Below are 18,344 nucleotides of genomic sequence, written 5' to 3' on the forward strand. Positions count from 1 at the left end.
GTAAAGAACTCCTCGCTTTCCTTACCTTCACATTTTAGATCAGGTATGAGAAAACGCCTCCCATTTTTTGCCTGCGCACTCGTTTTACTGCTGTCGCTGCAAGGCTACAGTCAGCTGGCGCCCGAGCGTCTTGCCTGGAATAATCTAGGTAAGGAAAACTGGAATAAAACAGAGATGCAGGTGAAGAAAGCCCTTCGCAAGGATAGTTTGAACCTCGGAGCGATCTATACCTACGCCTGGTTTTATTTCACTGCGGCAAATCCGAAATTCAACATCGATTCCGCATCCTTACTTGCCCACAAAGCTCAACAACATTTTAGCAGTTTTACAAAAAAAGATAAAGAGAAAAATCTACGCTTCCCTTTCGATAGCCTGGGCTTGCAGAAATTGAGAACATATATCGATAGTACGGCCTTCAACAGAGCTAAACAGTTAAATAGTGTAGAGGCTTATTCTTATTTCATTAACAACTACGCAAGTTCCAGTCAACTTAGCAGAGCTATTGAATTACAAGAGGAGGTAGCTTTTTTGGATGCCCTGAAAGAAAATACCTACCAAAGCTTCCAAGCGTACATAAACACTTATCCGCAATCGAGCCGTGCCGAAGAGGCAAGCAAGCGTTACGAAAAATTGCTGTTCGAAAGTAAAACAAAGGATCAGAAATTGAATAGCTATGTCCACTTTCTGGAAGAATACCCTCAAACACCTTTTAAAAAATTAGTTGAACAACAAATTTTTGAAATGAGTACAGCTTCAGGTGAGGTAAAAGCTCTTCAGGAATTTTTGAAAATAAATCCGTCAAGCGCGTATGCAAAACAAGCCAGAGACTTTCTGTATTATTTTTTAAAAGATCAGCCATTTCAGCTTAAAACATTGCTTACCGATTCATTGGCAAATGTTTTGGCATTGGAAGGTCAAACCTGGATACCATTCTGGAAAAACGGAACGTACAGCTTTCTGGATATGAAAGGTGGAGAACATTTAAGTAATCTTACTGATTCTTTAGACGCTGACATATTATGCGATGGCTTTATAGGGGATATTTTATTGACTAAAAACAAGTTATGGTCAAGAGCAGGATTTTTATTGGCTGAAAATGTAGCTGATTTTGAAGATATCGGTTTTGGTTTTTTGTTGGTAGATTATGCATCCGGGGGCACAAAAATCATTCATAAATCTGGTTTAATTTGCCTTGATGAAGAAGCCAAATTGGTTGGTCATCATTTTCTATTTTCAAAAAATGATGGGGCAAGCCTTTACACATTAACAGGGAGAAAACTTTTATCGGGTAATTGGAGTGAAGTTATTTCATTCGGTGATGTAATTGCGTTTAAGGATTCTCAGGGATTTAAACTGGTTTCTGCAGCTAACCTTGGCTTACATGCCAATGCCCAACCTATTCTGTATACCAATTATTTTGATGAGGTTAAGAGTATAGATGAAAAGTATATTTGGGTAAAAAAAGGAGACCAAACAGGATTGCTTGATTTAAATCTTCAGTTTGTTTTACCGTTGACTCAACAGCATATCGAAAAAGCAGGAAATACTATACTTATAAAAAGCAATAAGCAAATCAAAACCTTTGCCAAGGGCAAAGCAGGTGAACCTTATGATGATTTGCAATTGACTGAAAGCTGGATGTTGGGAAAGCATCTTGGTCAATATCATTTGACAAGCAGGAGCAATAATAAAAGTACAACAATGGATAGTGCTTACCTCCTTTCATTTGCAGCCATTGGTTATCGCAACGATTCAACTTTTGTTTTTGTGAACACCTCGCGGCATTACTTCTCAGGTTTGTTAGAAGTCACCTTACTTAAGAATGCCAATGTTTCATACGTAATGGTTTCTGATCAGAACAATAAAATAGTTGTTAATGAAAATGGCGAAAAATTATTTTCAGTTCAGGCTGATAATCTTGAGTGCGTTAGTGCTGACTATTTTACATACCAGAAAAGAGATAAGCGTATATTAATTAACAAGAAGGGATTAATAGTGCCACTACCAGACTTTGATGCTTTTGGAAGTGCCACAACGTTGGGTATACCGGTATTGGCAAACAAAAAATTCGGTTTAATAAATCGTAAAAACGACCGAATTATAAAGCCAACGTACAATAGAAACCTGAATGCTTATAACGATAAACTAATTGTGGCTTATAAAAATGACGCCTATGGTTTTATAGGTTGGGATGATAAACCAATTGGCAAATTTGAATATGATGAGATACAATATTGGAATGACTCAGTAGCACTTGTTAAACATAATTTTTCCTGGCGTTTTTTAGATTTAAGCAGTTTTAATTTTCGACTGGGGAAAATCAGTGAATTTGTATCTTTTAAGAATGCCAGCGAAGAGCACTTTCTAATTTACAAACAGGATAATTTTTATGGTGTGCTTTCAAACAGAAGGGGTGTTATTTTAGAGCCCACCTATACCTCAATAGAAAACCTGGGTAATAGCGAGCAACCCTTTTACATGACTGACAAGTATGTTGAAGAGGCAGAAATCCATATTGTAATTTATTACAATCAGACGGGCAAGCAAGTAAGGAGGCAGATTTATGAGGAAGATGAATTTGAGTATATACTTTGTAAATAATCCTTTTAAATAATTAACAGCTTCTTCATCAACTTTTCTCCATTCTGCATAAAGTATTACTTAATATTGTTTTGTATTTCGTCTTAAACACATGAAAAAGATAGTTTTTTTCTTCACCGCTTCACTTTTAGTTTTTAGTTTAACGCTTTCAGCTCAGCCAAAGGCGTTACAAAATACATCTAAGCGTCCAAAGCTTATGGTGGGTATAGTTGTTGATCAAATGCGTCAGGAATACTTATACCGATATGAAAGTAAGTTTGGTGAGGGAGGTTTTAAAAGGCTAATGCGTGAGGGTTTCATGCTGACGAATGCACATTACAACTATGCCCCTACTGTAACAGGCCCAGGTCATGCTTCTGTTTACACAGGTACAACGCCCGCAATACATGGTATTATCGGTAACGATTACTATGATAAAGAGTTAAAAAAAATGGTGTACTGTGTGGAAGATCCTACACAAAGAATGATAGGTAGCACAATGTCAGGTGGCGTTTCCCCATGGCGCATGTTATCAACAACAGTAACGGATGAGCTTGAGTTATTTACCAATAAGAAGGCAAAAGTAATTGGAATATCTATTAAAGACCGAGGCTCTGTATTACCTGCAGGGCACATGGCTGATGCCGCATATTTTCCAGAAGGCAGAGGAGGGAATTTTATCACCAGTTCATTCTATAGAAATGATTTGCCGGAATGGGTAACAAAATTCAATGCTAGAAATCTTCCTGCAACTTATATTACCAAACCTTGGACGCCCCTCTTATCAATAGAACAATACACAGAAAGCGGACCAGATGATTCGCCTTATGAACGTAAGATAGGAGGCAAAGAAAAAATGACGTTTCCTTACAACTTTGCAGAAATGATTGCCAAGGGTGGAGGTGATGTTTTTGCATACTCGCCTTATGCTAATGATTATGTTACAGAGTTTGCAAAGGCTGCGTTGGTTGGCGAGCAAATGGGCAAAGATGAAGTGTCTGATTTTCTGGCAATATCATACTCGACACCCGATATATTAGGTCATTCAGTTGGGCCACGTTCGGTTGAATTGCAGGATTTATACATGCGCTTAGATCGCAATATTGATGACTTACTTAAAGCCCTTGATAAGGAGGTAGGTGTTGGCAATTATACAGTTTTCCTTTCTGCTGACCATGCCGTGGCTGACGTGCCTCAATTTATGAAAGACAATAAAGTGCCTGCAGGGTATTTTAATGATGAGTACGCTTTAGCGAAACTGAATGAATACCTGGCAACCTTTTATCCGGGTAAAAGATTAATAGAAAAAATCAGTAATGAACAAGTATTTCTTAACCACAACGCTTTCGATGGCGATGCCCGCACTTCGGGATTAGATATGTTTGTAGTGGCGGAACTTGCTGGCAAGTTTTTAATGACGCTCGATGGTGTTGCCAATTATTACACAGAAGCAATAATCAAACAAAGCGATTTTGATGAAGGTGGTCTAAAAGGTAAAATTATTCGTGGACATCATGCCAAACGTTCAGGTGATATTGCTTTTATACTTGAGCCGGGTTGGTTCGAAGGTAACAGTGTACAAGGCACCACGCATGGCTCGCCTTATGCTTATGATACACATGTTCCGATGTTATTTTTTGGACATGGTGTAAAACAAGGCACATCTTCTGTTTACCATCCCATTACAGATATTGCACCAACAGTTTCAATATTGTTAAAGATCATGTTTCCTAATGGTTGCACTGGTCAGCCGATTGCGGAGCTATTAAAAGATTGATTTGCTGATTAGAGTTGATTTGCTGATTCGTTGATTCGTTGATGTGCTGATTTGACTTCTCTTCGACATGTTTCCAGCGATTTTAAAAATTGATTTTGGTTCAACCACAGCAACTGGTCAGACCGGTTGTTATATGCTGTTGTATAGTTTAACGCAGCGCATTTCAGACGAGTAATAATGCTGGATTTAAATCCAGCACATTAAACGTTCCAGATGCCCTACGGAACATCTGGAACAGCAGGTTTCCCATCCTACCCTTAAATGATCATAAAAACCAGTCTTATTTCATGAGTCAAGTTGTGTAATAGGTTTTCGTATTACATAATTCCAGTTAAATTGCTGAGATTATTCTGAAAATATTATGAGCGAAAAAAGCTTTAAACCTGTATTGGGTCTTTGGGATGCCACCATGATTGTGGCAGGTTCTATGATTGGCTCAGGAATTTTTATTGTAAGCGCCAACATCACTATGAATGTCGGCAGTGCAGGTTGGTTAGTGGCTGTTTGGGTTATAACTGGTTTCATGACCATCACTGCGGCTGTAAGCTATGGTGAACTAAGTGGTATGTTTCCTAAAGCTGGTGGTCAGTATCAATATTTAAAAGAGGCCTACAATCCTCTTATTGCTTTTCTCTATGGCTGGAGTTTTTTTGCTGTTATACAAACAGGAACTATTGCTGCGGTGGGTGTGGCTTTTTCAAAATTCACAGCCTATTTAGTACCGGCAGTAAGCGAAGATTTAGTTTGGCTCGACCTTGGTTTTGTAACTATTTCACCGGCTCAGGTGCTGGCTATTTTTACCATTGTTTTACTAACCTACATTAACACACGTGGTGTTAAGAGTGGAAAAATTATCCAATCAACTTTAACTACAGTAAAGTTGGTGAGTTTATTCGGCCTTATTGTTGCCGGATTTTTTATGTTAAAAGCTGATGTGTGGACTGCCAATTGGAGCAATGCCTGGGATATGAAAAAGCTTTTACCCGATGGCAACATTGAAACCTACATAACCATCGGAGCCTTTGGTGCTATTGCAGCTGCCATGGTTGGCTCGATATTTAGCAGCGATGCATGGAACAACGTTACTTTTATTGCAGGTGAAATTAAAAATCCTCAACGTAACATTGGTTTGAGTCTTTTTCTCGGGACTTTGATAGTTACCATTATTTATGTTTCAGCTAACGTAATGTATACTGGTATTTTACCGCTGAATGAAATCGCTTTTGCAGAGAACGATCGCGTTGGGGTTGCGGCTTCTACTGCCATATTTGGTGCAGCTGGCACCATAGTTATTGCCTTGATGATCATGGTATCAACCTTTGGGTGTAACAATGGATTAATACTTTCAGGTGCACGTGTTTATTACACCATGGCTAAAGATGGTTTGTTCTTTAAACAAGTGGGTGAATTGAATAATGCCTCTGTACCGCAAAAGGCTTTGTGGATTCAGTGTATTCTTGCCAGCGTCTGGTGTTTAAGCGGAAAGTATGGTGATTTACTGGATATGATTTCTTTCGTGGTGGTGTTGTTTTATATGCTCACCATCATAGGAATTTTTATACTCCGCAAAAAGAGACCAGATGCTCCACGTCCTTATAAAGCTTTTGGTTATCCTATACTGCCCCTTATTTATATTATAATGGGAATTACTTTCTGCTCTTTATTGATTATTTATAAGCCGGAGTACACCTGGCCGGGATTCATCATTACCCTTATTGGTATACCACTTTATTATATTGCCTTGAGGAGTAAATCAAATAAAGATTAGTCCTACCTGATTCAACATTAAAGCCCCGCTAACATTAGCGGGGCTTTTAATTTTCAGACCCTCTGGATTTAGACACTGAGAAAAGGTTAACATAAAGAGAGGAGTTCGATATTTTTTTGATCACTGAGAATTTGAAATCTGATATTTTGAATTTTTATATCAGCTCAACTTAGGTTACGAATCAGCCCTACAGTTGCTCACTCATTATTTTCAAACCCTCTTCAAAGGAACGCGGCTCATAACCAAGTTCTTTTCTGGCCTTTTCAATGACAAATCCTGTGGTTAAAGGCCTGCGTGCCGTTTGCTTAAAAGTATCAGAATCTGTTGCTGTAATTAACGACTTGTCAAGCTTAAAGTACTCGGCTGTTTTGATCGCAATATCATAAGGACTCATAAAATCCTTTCCCGATATATTGAAGATACCTTTAGCATTTTTCTTAGCAGCCAGGTAGCAGCCCATTGCCAAATCTTCTGCCAATGTAGGGGTACGCCATTGGTCGTTTACTACTTTTATCGGTTTACCTTGCTCAAGACTATTTTTTACCCATAACACTATGTTGGAACGACTCATATCAGGTGTAACGCCATATACTAATACCGTTCTTAGAATACTCCAGGTAAGCGAAGAGGCTTGTACAACTTTTTCAGCAGCCAACTTACTTTCTCCATAATAATTGACAGGGGCAGGCTTTTCATTTTCATCTAAAGGGCCATGGCTACCATCAAAAATAAAATCGGTAGAAACATAGATCAGATGCGTATTGTACCATTGGCAAGCTTCGGCTAGTAATTCAACTGAGGTTACATTTGCCGTCCAGCATTGTTCACGTTGCACTTCACAATCGTCAACCTGGGTCATGGCTGCCGCATGAATAACCACTTCCGGTTTATGCTCAAAAAAGGCAGAAACTATATCTTCCTTATTTTCAATATCCATTTTGGCATAGACACCATTTTGCAACGCATAGCCTAATGGTTTACGCGCTGTGGCAACCAGTTCAATTTCCGGGTCTTCATCTAAGAGGCGGGCAAGTTTTTGACCTAATAATCCATTTGCTCCGGTAACGAGAATTTTCATGGTAAAGCCACAGGTTAATAAAGATGATTAATTTGCAAGCTCAAAAGTATCATTTCCTTTAATTGAAATGAGCTAAGCCCATGAAAATTTCGCCCAAGGCAACGTATAAACTTACCCTGTTGTGGGCTTTTGCTGAAAGTGGCCTTGGTGGGCTACTCCATGGCTTGCATGTGCCGGTTACAGGGTTTGTGCTAGGCGCTTTTTCTGTTGTTATCATTTCATTAATTGCCTGCTATTCTACTAATCAGACACGCGATATATTAACTTCAACTTTGCTGGTGTTAGTCGTAAAGTTTAGTGTAAGCCCGCATAGTCCATTACCTGCTTATGTCGCTTTGCTTTTTCAGGGTTGTGTGGGCGCTATTATGTTTAAGTTGTTTAGGTATAATGCTTTTTCATTGATAAGCTTCTCAATAATAGCAATGGTAGAATCAGCTATTCAAAAACCATTATTAGCGACAATAATTTTTGGTAAAGAATTATGGTTGGCTGTAGATGAGTATGTTAATAAACTGCTTGTTTTAACCACTGATCAAACCTTCACTAGTTTCTCAATTTACTTTTTATCGACTTACACTATTTTATATGCAGTGTGGGGGGTAGTAGTTGGCATTTGGGCATATAAACTTCCTATTAAACTTGCAGGATTATCTGTAGTTGAACAAAGTATAATAAATGTAAATACGTTACAGGCTGGTCCTAAACGAAAGCGCTGGTTTTTTATAGGTATCTTCTTAGTAATCTTGCTTTTACTAGCATTTTATGTTTTTGATATGCCCACTCCTTTGTTATATATTACCAGAACAATAATTATTGTTGTATTAATTTACTTTTTAATCACACCTATAGTAAGATACTTTTTGAAACGATTTACAGCGCAACATCATTCTTTTATTGCAAATTTTAATAAAGCACTTCCTGAATTGAAAATTACTTTGCAAAAGGCAAATCAATTTGCTTCTTCACACAAAGGGTTGTATAAACGCTGGAGCACATTTTTACTTTACCTACTTTATCTAAATCTGCAAGATGAAACCAGCTAGGATAATTATATTAACAGGCGCTAAACAAAGTGGCAAAAGCACTACGCTGCTGCAATGGAGTGAAAATAAAAATGTTGGTGGATTTTTAACACTTATTGCTTCAGGTAAACGCATGTTATTTTCATTACCTGAAAAAATATATTCTCCTTTCGAAGCAGCTGAATCCACTGAGCAAACCATTTCCGTAGGACGTTATCATTTACTCAAGAGCACCTTTGTTCAAATGAATGGTCACTTAATAAATCAATCAAACAACTTATTCGACTATTTGATTATAGATGAAATTGGCCCGCTTGAATTGAAAGGTGAAGGTATTTATGCTGGTCTTACTTATTTGCTGTATAACGCTAGTGTTCCCTTGTTGCTGGTGATAAGAGAGGGCTTGGTGCAGCAAGTAGTTGATAAATTTAAGCTCAACAATGTCGAAATCATTTCGAAGGAGTACCTTATTCGAATTTAGAAATCAGTCAGTTGCAGAAGTTATTGTTGGCAAGGAAATTTGCACAGTGGTTCCTTCATTTATTTTCGAATTAAGCTGTATTTCACCTTTGTGTAAGCGCACAATATTTCTTGTCAAAGGTAACCCAATACCATAGCCAGCATATTCCCGTGCGTTCGATGCTCTGAAAAACGGATCATAAATATATTTGAGGTCTTCTTCAGGAATACCAATGCCCATATCTTTAATGAGTATAACCACATTATTGTCTGTAGTGCCAACGGTAACGGTAACAACTTGATTATTGGAGTATTTACAAGAATTATTGATTAAGTTACTGATTGCCAGGTGAAGTAATTGTTGATTACAATTAATTTGCAGTTGCTCGGGATTATCTGGCATTAAACTCAAATTCAGTTGTACTTTATTTCCGGGATTAATTTTATCGATTGTACTTTTTACATCCCATAATAGCTGATCAATCCTGGTTATTTCGAATTTTTGAATTTTATCTGTTAAGCCTGTTTGAGCAAGAAATAATAACGATTTGGTTATTTTCTCCAGTCGCTCTGCTTCTTTTTGAATAATAGTTAAAGAATCAATGTATTCTTGTTTAGTCCGCTCCCTCGTAAGGGTTACATCAGCTTCTCCAATAATAGTGGTTAATGGTGTGCTAAGCTCGTGTGAGGCATTGCTGATGAAATTATTCTGGGTTTCAAAAGAAGTCTCCAGACGATCAAGCATATTATTAAAAGTTCTTTCAAGCTCACTTATTTCATCATTAGCTCTGGCTGTTTTCAGACGTAAATGCAAACTTTGTGAGCTGATCTCATTTACCCTGTTAATGATTTGTTTTACAGGATTGAAAATTTGCTTTGAAAAAATGAGGGCTATGAATAATGCGAAGAGCGAAACAATAAAAATACTGATTGTAAAGATATTCCGGAGGTAGCTCAGCAATTGAATATTATAATAATTATCAGCCGAAACAATTACGATGTATTTACCAGTTTTACCCTGGTATTGGATACCAGCATAGAAAGTATTGTCTTTTCGATAGGTTGCCTTTCCAACTTCAATTACCTTATCAAAAAACTCCAGAGGTATAAATAATTCTGCTGCCTCTTGTTCAAAGCCCTTACCCTCTTCCATTTTAAGAAAGTATTCACGCTCTTCAGGAAGCTCCTCCAGGTGCATCTTGCGTACCTCTTGCAAAACAGCCTGACTGGCTTCTTCCTGATCTAGGTAGGATTTAGCAGTTATAAAGCCGCGAATTTCCAACCTTTTGTAAAAATCGGTTGAAGAATATTGAATAATAAAGTAGTAAACACTTGCGCTAAGAATAATAATGGTAGCAAGGGAGATGAGAAAGAAAATAACGGCTATTTTAGTTTGAGTCCTCATCGGCTTCTTTTAAAACATAACCCATGCCAATTACGGTGTGTATCAGTTTTGTCTTCTGATCTTTATCAATTTTTTTACGCAAATAGTTTACGTACACATCTACAACATTTGTTCCCATATCGAAATCTACACCCCATACCTTTTCCAATATATCCATTCTTGACAGCACTCTTTTTGGATTTTTAAGAAAGAGTAAAAGCAATCGGTATTCTGTAGAGGTTAGTGAAACGGTTTTTTCACTACGCTTTACAATTTTAGTGTATTCATTTAAAACAAGATCAGCGAACTGGTAAATCTCCTCTGTTTTGAATGATACATTGTTGGTTGCAGGACTGCAATCTGTTCTACGCAGCAACGACTTAATTCTAGCAAGAAGTTCAGCAAATTTAAAAGGCTTAACAAGGTAATCGTCCGCTTCACTATTAAATCCGGTTACTATATTTTCAGATGTCCCTAATGCTGTTAAAAATAAAATTGCAACCTGTTTGTTATGCTTTCTAATAGTTCGGCACACCTCTACACCATTCATACCTGGCAACATTATGTCTAAAATAATCAGATCAAAATGATGCGAGAGAGCCATACTTAAACCAGTATTGCCATCTAGGGCAACATTCACATCCAATCCTTCTTCACTCAGTCCTTTTTTAATGAAAGAGGCAACACCAGTCTCATCTTCAACCAATAAAATCTTTTTAGCCTCAGGCTGCATCATTCACTATTCGTATTTTGAGGTAAAATAGTAAATCTTAACAACAGATGAGCATATACTGAAGCTGATCTTATAAATGCTGATTTTTAACACAACTGAGTGTCTATTTGTTTCATAGCTGATTATTAACAACTACATTTAAATAGAATAGTGCGGTAAAGTATCAGATTATTGAGGGTAAGAAGCTATCTTCTCTTTAGCCCAAGCTATACCTTCACTTTCTGAGCCCACCACTGTGTATGGAACAGGTGGTTTGTTGGCTAATAAAATCCCTTTCAGAATTGTCATGGGTATAAAAGAGTTATTAATGTAACAGAAACCATGCATATTCTTTTTCATTACCTCTGTATGAATCTTAATCCAGTTACCAATTCGGGTTCTTTTCTCCGATGGTAAAAATTTGGCTTCAGATATTTGAAAAATCAATACACCATTTTCATTTCTTTTACAGCCTTGGTGAGGTCTTTTATGTAGTCCTCAAATTGTTGCTCTGTCGGATCAATGGGATTAACACGAACTATTACAATCTGATTTTGCGAGAAGTCTAAGTCAGCGTATTTCATAGCTTTTGATTGAGTTAACCTTTTAAATACACTAATAAATGAAATGTCACCATCTATTGAGCTATAAACGATTATAATAGAGCTTTAAGAAATACTAAAAAACAAGACAAGAAGTCTAATTTGTATCACAATACTTTTTTGAGTATTGCCATTACAGTTCTATTAATTGTCAGGGATTAGATCGGTATTATGATCTGATTAAGTTACACGAAAATGAGATTTTTTATTTTTTCGATTTGGGTACTTTCTTATGGCTTGCCCATACTACCTGCGGGCATGCTTTTTAGCAACAGCTTCCCTCTCAACAACCTGCCCAGCGAGGTTATGTTTTTATTAGTTCTACCGGGTTCACTTTATATTATACTTCATTCCATTAAAAATCGTCAGGGATTCAATTTTATCAAGGCTAACTTTCTTAACGGACTCCCACCAACGATAGCTTTATTTGGTATAAGTCTTCAGCCCAGTTTGCTTCAATATGCTTATTCATTTTTACTGTTGAGTTGTATAATTGTGCTTATTATTTGGTGGAATTATCCCTACAATAAAAGTAGAATCTTCTAAAAAAAAACTTATTTTAGACAAATTAATCAGCTAGCGAATGCCCTCTAGGTTAGTGCTCCCAGTTATTTTATTATTTTTTCAATTGACATCCTTTGCGCAAAGCGATATTCCTACGTTGTCACAAGGCCATTATGTTATTATAGGCGCTTTTGCCGTTCAACAGAATGCCACCGCCTATAAACAAGTAATTCTGAATAGTGAAATTGCTGTAAATGTGGGTTATGTGCCATCCCGCAATCTCTACTATGTTTACCTTAATATGGACTTGAGTATCGAGGCTTGTCTTGAGCAAGTTAAAATAACCAGACAAGACCCAAGATTTACTGATGCATGGGTAAAGCGGATAGGCGATGAAAGTAAGGAGCCTACAAATGTTGCTGCGGATACAGAGATTGAAACTGAAACGATTGTAATAGAAGAGGAAGTTATTGAAGAAGATGTTGAAGAGAAGATTCAGTTTTTTGCTAATCCATCTTTGGAACAAACGGAGGTTTTTCTAAGTCTTTATAATGAAGCAAATGATAGGGTAGTGGCTGGTAAAGTGCGCGTGATAGATAGTGAACGTGCGCGTTTACTTACCGAAGTTGACGGGAATACGTATTTAATGCTGCCAGACCCAAAAAGTAAAACGGGAAAAATCACCTTGTTATGCGAAGCATTCGGTTACAGAAAGGTGCAACATGAAATTGATTTCAATAGGCCCTACACTGATTCAACAGCTACATTTATTGATGACATGGGCACTTCACTTATTGTAAAGTTTCCATTGGTAAGGTATTTGAAAGGCGAAATACACACACTATACAATGTCTATTTTTATAATGATGCCGCTGTATTTTTACCAGAATCCAGATTTGAATTGAATGAACTTCTAGTGATGATGAAAGAGAATCCTTCAGTGAGAATACGATTACATGGTCATACTAATGGCAGCTATCATGGTAAGATAATTCGTGTTGGGCCTAGTCAAAACTTTTTCTCCATGACGCAAGATGTTAAAACGGGAAAGGGCAGTTCAAAAGAATTATCAGAGAGCAGAGCGGAAGTGATTAGAGACTACCTGGCAGCAAATGGGGTTGATGCATCCAGGATAGAGATAAAAGCGTGGGGTGGCAAAAAGCCCTTGTTCGATAAGCACAATGCCAATGCTAAAAAGAATATTAGAGTAGAAGTTGAGGTGTTGGATCTTTAAAAATTAATTCTCCTATTAATTTCAGAACTTAAATAGACTATCGTACTTTCGGTCTCGCAGCATGTATTAGGTGCCTATATTCTAGATTTGAATGGTTATGCTGTTATTTTAAACACTAGAGTTCTGGAATACTAAATGATATGGTCTTCCCATACATTACTAAAATGAGAGTTTATTTAGTTTTAATATTCTTAATGCATGTTGCTACTTGCATTTTTGGACAAATCAAGTACAATCTAAGGACCGAAATTGGCACGCTCAGATTTCAGAATACCACAATTGACGTTGACCCAGGACCAAATTGGAGAGGGTACAGTCTTAATGAAAATCAAAACGGTCTATCATTTGACATAATAAACGGTATATCGTTTAAGGATAAGCTACAAGTTGGCATAGGTGTAGGATATCTAAATTTTGAAGGTGTCTATGGATATAGTTTGTTTGGTGATCTTCAGTATTTACCATTAAACTCGAGACTAACGCCAATAGTAAATTTGAAAATAGGTTCAAACCACATATGGAATCAGTATGAAAATGGGCAACGGAGCTTAATGTTTGATTTAAGTGGAGGCATAAATTATAAAGTAAAGAATAACTTTAGTATTTACTTAACAGGTGGACTTCTATTGACGCAGCAGGCATTTTTAATCCCCATTCGGCTTGGTGTTAAGTTAAAATAGGGATAAGATATACAAGGAAATATTAACTCAAGAGGGTGCAATGAAAAAAATGATTTTTATAATATTGATTGATCCATTATTTAAGTCACTCTCCCGTGATTAAAAATTCCAGATTTCAAATTGGAGTAATTGTAGATCATTAATGACTGTGAGAAAATTTAATTCAATCTAGCGAGTTATATGCGAAGAATTTGTTTGCCCATTTTTATTTTCACAGTACTTGGCTTATGCTCTTTCTCTTCATCAGAAGACCCACTGAATAGATTGGTAGCTGGTTTAAAGAAATATCTTGACGAACTTCCTCAAGAAAAGATTTACCTGCATTTTGATAGGCATCACTACTTAAGTGGAGAGACAATTTGGTTTAAAGCTTACCTTGTAGCAGGGGCTTACCATACGCCATCTACAATTAGTCGCACAGTCTATGTGGAATTGATTAATGAACAAGGTGAGCGTTTGCATCATCTCAAACTTTTTGCTGTTGATGGATCGGCCGCAGGAGATATTGAGCTACCTGATTCTTTGGCATCAGGAAATTATTTGGTACGGGCATATACAAAATGGATGAGAAACACGGAGGAAGATTATTTCTTTCACCATTTAATAAAAATCTGGAATGATAATGATCTAGTAGTAGCTACAGCTTCGCAAACAATACCCATGGACATCCAGTTTTTTCCTGAAGGAGGGGATATGGTCGATGGCATTCTTAACAAAATTGCCTTTAAAGCTATTGGTAATGATGGAAATGGAAAAGAAGTGAAAGGTAAAATTGTTGATGAGTCTGGTGAAATTGTTAGCCATTTTAAAAGTAACTCACTTGGCATAGGATCATTTTTATTTACTCCTCGCAAGGATAAAAATTATCGGGCTATTGTTGATAATCACCCACAAGAAGTAAATCTGCCAGGTATAAAAGAATCTGGACTAACAGTATCAATAAATAATTCACCCCGTTTAAATGAAGTTATTGTAAGAATACAAACTACTGACTTTTCAAAAATTGAAACTATTTATATACTCGCTCAAACGCGAGGTATCGTTTGTTATACGGCCAGGGCAAATCTCACTACAAATATTGTTATCGCAAAAATACCAAAGTCTAAGTTCCCAGCTGGCGTTGCTCAAATCACCATAACAGATCGTAATGGAATTCCTTTGGCTGAAAGATTGATATTTTTAAATGAGAATGAAGACAGACTATCACTAAATATCACTCCCGATAAATCAACTTACAAACCAAGGGAGAAGGTGACATTTCAAATTCAAGCAACAAACGCCAATGGCACACCAGCCATTACTGACCTTTCTCTAGCTGTGGTAGATAGTGCACAAGTTCCGCTAGATGAAAATCATGAAACAATTAATACTTACTTACTACTTTCATCAGAATTGAAAGGGATAATAGAATCTCCTGGTTCTTACTTTAATCCAATGAATAATAATAGAGATGTGGACTTGGACAACCTTTTACTTACACAAGGTTGGCGGAGATTTGCACTTAAAAAAGCGCTGGAACCGAATTGGCAAAAACCTAACTATAAAAGTGAACAAGGATTAACCATTAAGGGCAAAATGGTGCAGAGCGATAACAATAAACCTGTTGCTGACGGTAAGGTGTCTTATTTGACTCTTTATCCTATACCTGGCACCAAACAAGTGAGAACCAACCCATCAGGTGATTTTGAAATGGATAATATTCTGTACTTCGATTCCACGCAGATAACACTTCAGGGTGAAACAAAAAGTGGTAATAAGCGTGTAAAATTTCTTCTCAACAATATCTCTGATTTACCTGCTAATCGTTTTCTTATTCCTCATTTGCAACGAAGTCAAACTGAGTTTGAAAGGAATTTTGTGGCAAAAAGTGTTGACAGAAAAAATATAGATGATGCATACAATTTTAATGGAAAAACAATTCTACTGGACGAAGTAGAAATACGCACAAGTAAGGTAAATTCTAAGAGCAATGTTAGCCACATATATGGAGAAGGGTCAATAAGTGTTAAGGTAGTCGATGATCCCGCCATGGAAAATCAGTTGCATCCACTTCAATTAATACAGGGAAGAGTGCCCGGTGTGCAAGTAATGGGTAATGGAACTGATTGGAAAGTATTAATACAAGGTATTGGTTCTATTAACTCAGATATCACACCATTAATTCTGGTTGATAATATGCCTGTTTCAATAGAGAGCCTTAATATGCTCATGGTACGCGACATTGAAAGTTACAATGTTTGGAAGGGACCTGATGCAGCCATTTTTGGAGCAAGAGGTGCTAATGGCGTTATTGGATTTTATACTAAAAAAGGTGGAGATTTTAATCTTCCTGCTGAGGGCATACTAACCTTTAACGATTTCGGCTTTCGTGTTGAACGAGAATTTTATGCACCACTATATGATGTAAAGAGACCTGATCACACAAAACCAGATAGACGGGTAACGCTATATTGGAATCCTCTTATTCAAACTGACTCTTCAGGTTGTGCCACCGTTTCATTTTATAATCATGATTTAGAGACCACTGTTGCCGGAATTTTACAGGGTAATTCTAAATCTGGTAGTTCTGGAAGTGTGCGTGTGAAGTATTTAATAAAAGGTAGTGAGTAGCCGAATGCCATTATCAAATGGGAAACAAAATCACACTAAAGAGTAAGGGTGACAATAGAGAAGTGCGGTAAAAGTATTATCAGACACATAATACTAGACTTGTCAATATGTAAAGAAGCAAAGTTGAGTATGTGTATAAAGTTTATCGGATGCCTTTTTTGCCTAGTTAACTCAAACGAGTAAATTCGCTTTTTTAACATTAGGTAAGCCTATTTCAATAACTTATAAGCAATTTGTTTAAATATTATCATTCATTAAAACAGGATATGAAATCAGTACTATCAGTTCTAATTTACTTAACAGCAATTACACTTAATGCTCAAACATTTGAAGAATTCGTACAAAATGGAGAGAAGCTGTATAATGAAAAAAAGTTCTCTGAATCTGTAAATGAATATGCAAAAGCTTTTAATATAAAAGAAGGTAATGCAAGTCAATATTACAATGCAGCTTGCGCGTGGGCTTTATTAGGGGACACTACTCAATCTATAAAGTATCTGAACTTGTCGGCAGCTAAAGGCTGGAAAAACTTGAAACATATCAAGCGCGATCCAGACCTGACAAGCCTCCACTCCGTTCTGGGATGGGATAAAGTACTGGAGATGGTAAAGCTAAATCTTGATGAATATGAAAAAGACTTTGATAAGCCATTAAAGGAACAATTAGAACTTATTTATGTAAGAGACCAAACGCTTCGCCAATTATATCAGGATGCTGAGAAAAAGTTTGGAAGAGAATCTGAGGAGATGAGTTACTACTGGAAATTAGTTTCAGAGCAGGACAGCTTAAATGAAAGTGCAGTAATAAAAATAATTGAAGAGAAGGGTTGGGTTGGTACAAGTGTAGTTGGAGGGCAGGCAAACATCACCTTATGGTTAGTAATTCAGCATGCACCTATTGAAACACAAGAGAAATATTTGCCTTTACTACGGGAGTCTGTTAAAAAGGGAGAATCGAGCGGTAGTCATTTAGCACTGCTTGAGGATAGAATCCAGATGAGAAATGGTAAACCTCAAACTTTTGGATCACAAATCATTAGAGATGAGAAAACGGGCAAACAAGTTGTTTACGAGATATGGGAACCAGCCTACGTAAATCAACGGAGAAAAGAAGTTGGGCTTGGCCCAATTGATGAATATGTAAAACGCTGGGGGATTGAATGGACAATTGAGCAAAAGGAAAGATAGGGGTTAGGAATTTAGGTGTCGAAGCTTATGTTGGAGGTGCAGTAACACATTCATAGAGTTATGGATGCATATATGAACTTCATTTAGAGAGATACACTTTATGAATATGAATAATGCCCTGAAAAAATTCATCACTAAATACGTAATCCTTCCTGATGCTGAGCTCGAAAATATTTGTAATAAGTTTAAGTGTAAAACACTAAAGAAGAACAGCTATTTATTACGCCAGGGAGACATCTGTAAAGACCTGGTATTTGTTCAGAAGGGTTGTTTGCGCTTGTATTACCTGAAAGATGATGTTGAAGTGTCTGTTTGGTTTGCTTTTGAGCAATCGTCAGCAATAGAAATCTATAGTTTTATTAGTGAAGAACCGACCAACTATTTTATTCAGGCAATAGAAGACAGCGAAGTGCTCTATCTTTCAAAAGCAGAGTTAAACAGACTGTATCAGCTACAACCAAAAATGCAGGAGATGATGAGAAAATTTTGGGAAGATGTAATTCTAAATCTAATTAACAGATTTACCGCACTTCAAACAGATTCTGCAGAGAAGCGTTATTTCGATTTATTAAGTAAGCCAGAATATATGGACACCATTCCACAAAAATACCTGGCCTCATTTATAGGTGTAACGCCTACTTCGTTGAGTAGGATAAGAAAGCAAATCATGAAAAATGATTAGTTGTCATATGACAACTTTTCATTTAGAAATAGATTTGAGTTTTGTGCTGCATTAAAAATCAGAAA

Annotated in this window: 16 protein-coding genes; 11 read left to right on the plus strand and 5 right to left on the minus strand. The window is 36.9% G+C overall.

Annotation, left to right across the window (positions count from 1 at the left end; genetic code table 11):
- The first annotated feature begins 45 nt into the window (after window positions 1–45).
- The 3 genes from SanaruYs_RS15130 (at window position 46) to SanaruYs_RS15140 (ending at window position 6,125) form a co-directional block, all read left to right on the plus strand.
- On the plus strand, window positions 46–2,601 hold the full coding sequence (locus tag SanaruYs_RS15130; protein ID WP_127123425.1) for an outer membrane protein assembly factor BamD: 2,556 nt from the start codon (window positions 46–48) through the stop codon (window positions 2,599–2,601).
- Window positions 2,602–2,692: 91 nt separating this feature from the next.
- Window positions 2,693–4,357: an alkaline phosphatase PafA gene (gene pafA / locus SanaruYs_RS15135; protein ID WP_246011918.1), complete on the plus strand. Its 1,665-nt coding sequence runs from the start codon at window positions 2,693–2,695 to the stop codon at window positions 4,355–4,357.
- 361 nt (window positions 4,358–4,718) lie between these two features.
- Entirely contained in the window at window positions 4,719–6,125 is a 1,407-nt protein-coding gene (locus SanaruYs_RS15140) for an APC family permease (RefSeq protein ID WP_127123426.1), read from the plus strand.
- 187 nt (window positions 6,126–6,312) lie between these two features.
- Here SanaruYs_RS15140 and SanaruYs_RS15145 read toward each other — a convergent pair whose 3' ends face one another.
- The gene (locus tag SanaruYs_RS15145; protein WP_127123427.1) at window positions 6,313–7,203 is read right to left on the minus strand and encodes an SDR family oxidoreductase; all 891 of its coding nucleotides are present in this window, start codon (window positions 7,201–7,203) and stop codon (window positions 6,313–6,315) included.
- An 80-nt stretch (window positions 7,204–7,283) separates the two neighbouring features.
- Here SanaruYs_RS15145 and SanaruYs_RS15150 point away from each other — a divergent pair, with 80 nt between their 5' ends.
- Window positions 7,284–8,246 (plus strand): hypothetical protein, encoded by a 963-nt coding sequence (locus tag SanaruYs_RS15150; RefSeq protein WP_127123428.1) that lies wholly within the window; start codon window positions 7,284–7,286, stop codon window positions 8,244–8,246.
- A complete protein-coding gene (locus SanaruYs_RS15155; RefSeq protein WP_127123429.1) occupies window positions 8,233–8,706 on the plus strand; it encodes a nucleoside-triphosphatase in 474 nt (157 codons plus the stop codon). The genes SanaruYs_RS15150 and SanaruYs_RS15155 overlap by 14 nt, the downstream gene beginning before the upstream one ends.
- 3 nt (window positions 8,707–8,709) lie before the next feature.
- On the opposite strand, the gene SanaruYs_RS15160 is transcribed toward SanaruYs_RS15155, so the two are convergent.
- The 4 genes from SanaruYs_RS15160 to SanaruYs_RS20130 all read right to left on the minus strand — a co-directional run bounded on the left by SanaruYs_RS15160 (window position 8,710) and on the right by SanaruYs_RS20130 (window position 11,364).
- On the minus strand, window positions 8,710–10,089 hold the full coding sequence (locus SanaruYs_RS15160; protein ID WP_127123430.1) for a sensor histidine kinase: 1,380 nt from the start codon (window positions 10,087–10,089) through the stop codon (window positions 8,710–8,712).
- Window positions 10,073–10,804, minus strand: coding sequence for a response regulator transcription factor (locus tag SanaruYs_RS15165; protein ID WP_246011919.1), 732 nt, complete (start codon window positions 10,802–10,804; stop codon window positions 10,073–10,075). The genes SanaruYs_RS15160 and SanaruYs_RS15165 overlap by 17 nt, the downstream gene beginning before the upstream one ends.
- Window positions 10,805–10,969: 165 nt before the next feature.
- Window positions 10,970–11,140, minus strand: coding sequence for a hypothetical protein (locus tag SanaruYs_RS20125; protein ID WP_160118683.1), 171 nt, complete (start codon window positions 11,138–11,140; stop codon window positions 10,970–10,972).
- Between the two features lie 83 nt (window positions 11,141–11,223).
- Entirely contained in the window at window positions 11,224–11,364 is a 141-nt protein-coding gene (locus tag SanaruYs_RS20130) for a hypothetical protein (protein ID WP_160118684.1), read from the minus strand.
- A 213-nt stretch (window positions 11,365–11,577) separates the two neighbouring features.
- Here SanaruYs_RS20130 and SanaruYs_RS20135 point away from each other — a divergent pair, with 213 nt between their 5' ends.
- The 6 genes from SanaruYs_RS20135 to SanaruYs_RS15190 all read left to right on the plus strand — a co-directional run bounded on the left by SanaruYs_RS20135 (window position 11,578) and on the right by SanaruYs_RS15190 (window position 18,279).
- The gene (locus tag SanaruYs_RS20135) at window positions 11,578–11,928 is read left to right on the plus strand and encodes a hypothetical protein (protein ID WP_160118685.1); all 351 of its coding nucleotides are present in this window, start codon (window positions 11,578–11,580) and stop codon (window positions 11,926–11,928) included.
- A 37-nt stretch (window positions 11,929–11,965) separates the two neighbouring features.
- Window positions 11,966–13,120, plus strand: a complete 1,155-nt coding sequence (locus SanaruYs_RS15170) for an OmpA family protein (protein ID WP_127123431.1) — start codon at window positions 11,966–11,968, stop codon at window positions 13,118–13,120.
- Between the two features lie 164 nt (window positions 13,121–13,284).
- Entirely contained in the window at window positions 13,285–13,800 is a 516-nt protein-coding gene (locus SanaruYs_RS15175) for a hypothetical protein (protein WP_127123432.1), read from the plus strand.
- A gap of 180 nt (window positions 13,801–13,980) precedes the next feature.
- Window positions 13,981–16,410, plus strand: coding sequence for a TonB-dependent receptor plug domain-containing protein (locus SanaruYs_RS15180; protein WP_127123433.1), 2,430 nt, complete (start codon window positions 13,981–13,983; stop codon window positions 16,408–16,410).
- 266 nt (window positions 16,411–16,676) lie between these two features.
- Window positions 16,677–17,597, plus strand: a complete 921-nt coding sequence (locus SanaruYs_RS15185; RefSeq protein WP_127123434.1) for a DUF6624 domain-containing protein — start codon at window positions 16,677–16,679, stop codon at window positions 17,595–17,597.
- Between the two features lie 106 nt (window positions 17,598–17,703).
- A complete protein-coding gene (locus SanaruYs_RS15190) occupies window positions 17,704–18,279 on the plus strand; it encodes a Crp/Fnr family transcriptional regulator (RefSeq protein WP_160118686.1) in 576 nt (191 codons plus the stop codon).
- The last annotated feature ends 65 nt before the right edge of the window (window positions 18,280–18,344 follow it).

It is taken from the genome of Chryseotalea sanaruensis (assembly GCF_003990915.1).
Classification (GTDB): domain Bacteria; phylum Bacteroidota; class Bacteroidia; order Cytophagales; family Cyclobacteriaceae; genus Chryseotalea; species Chryseotalea sanaruensis.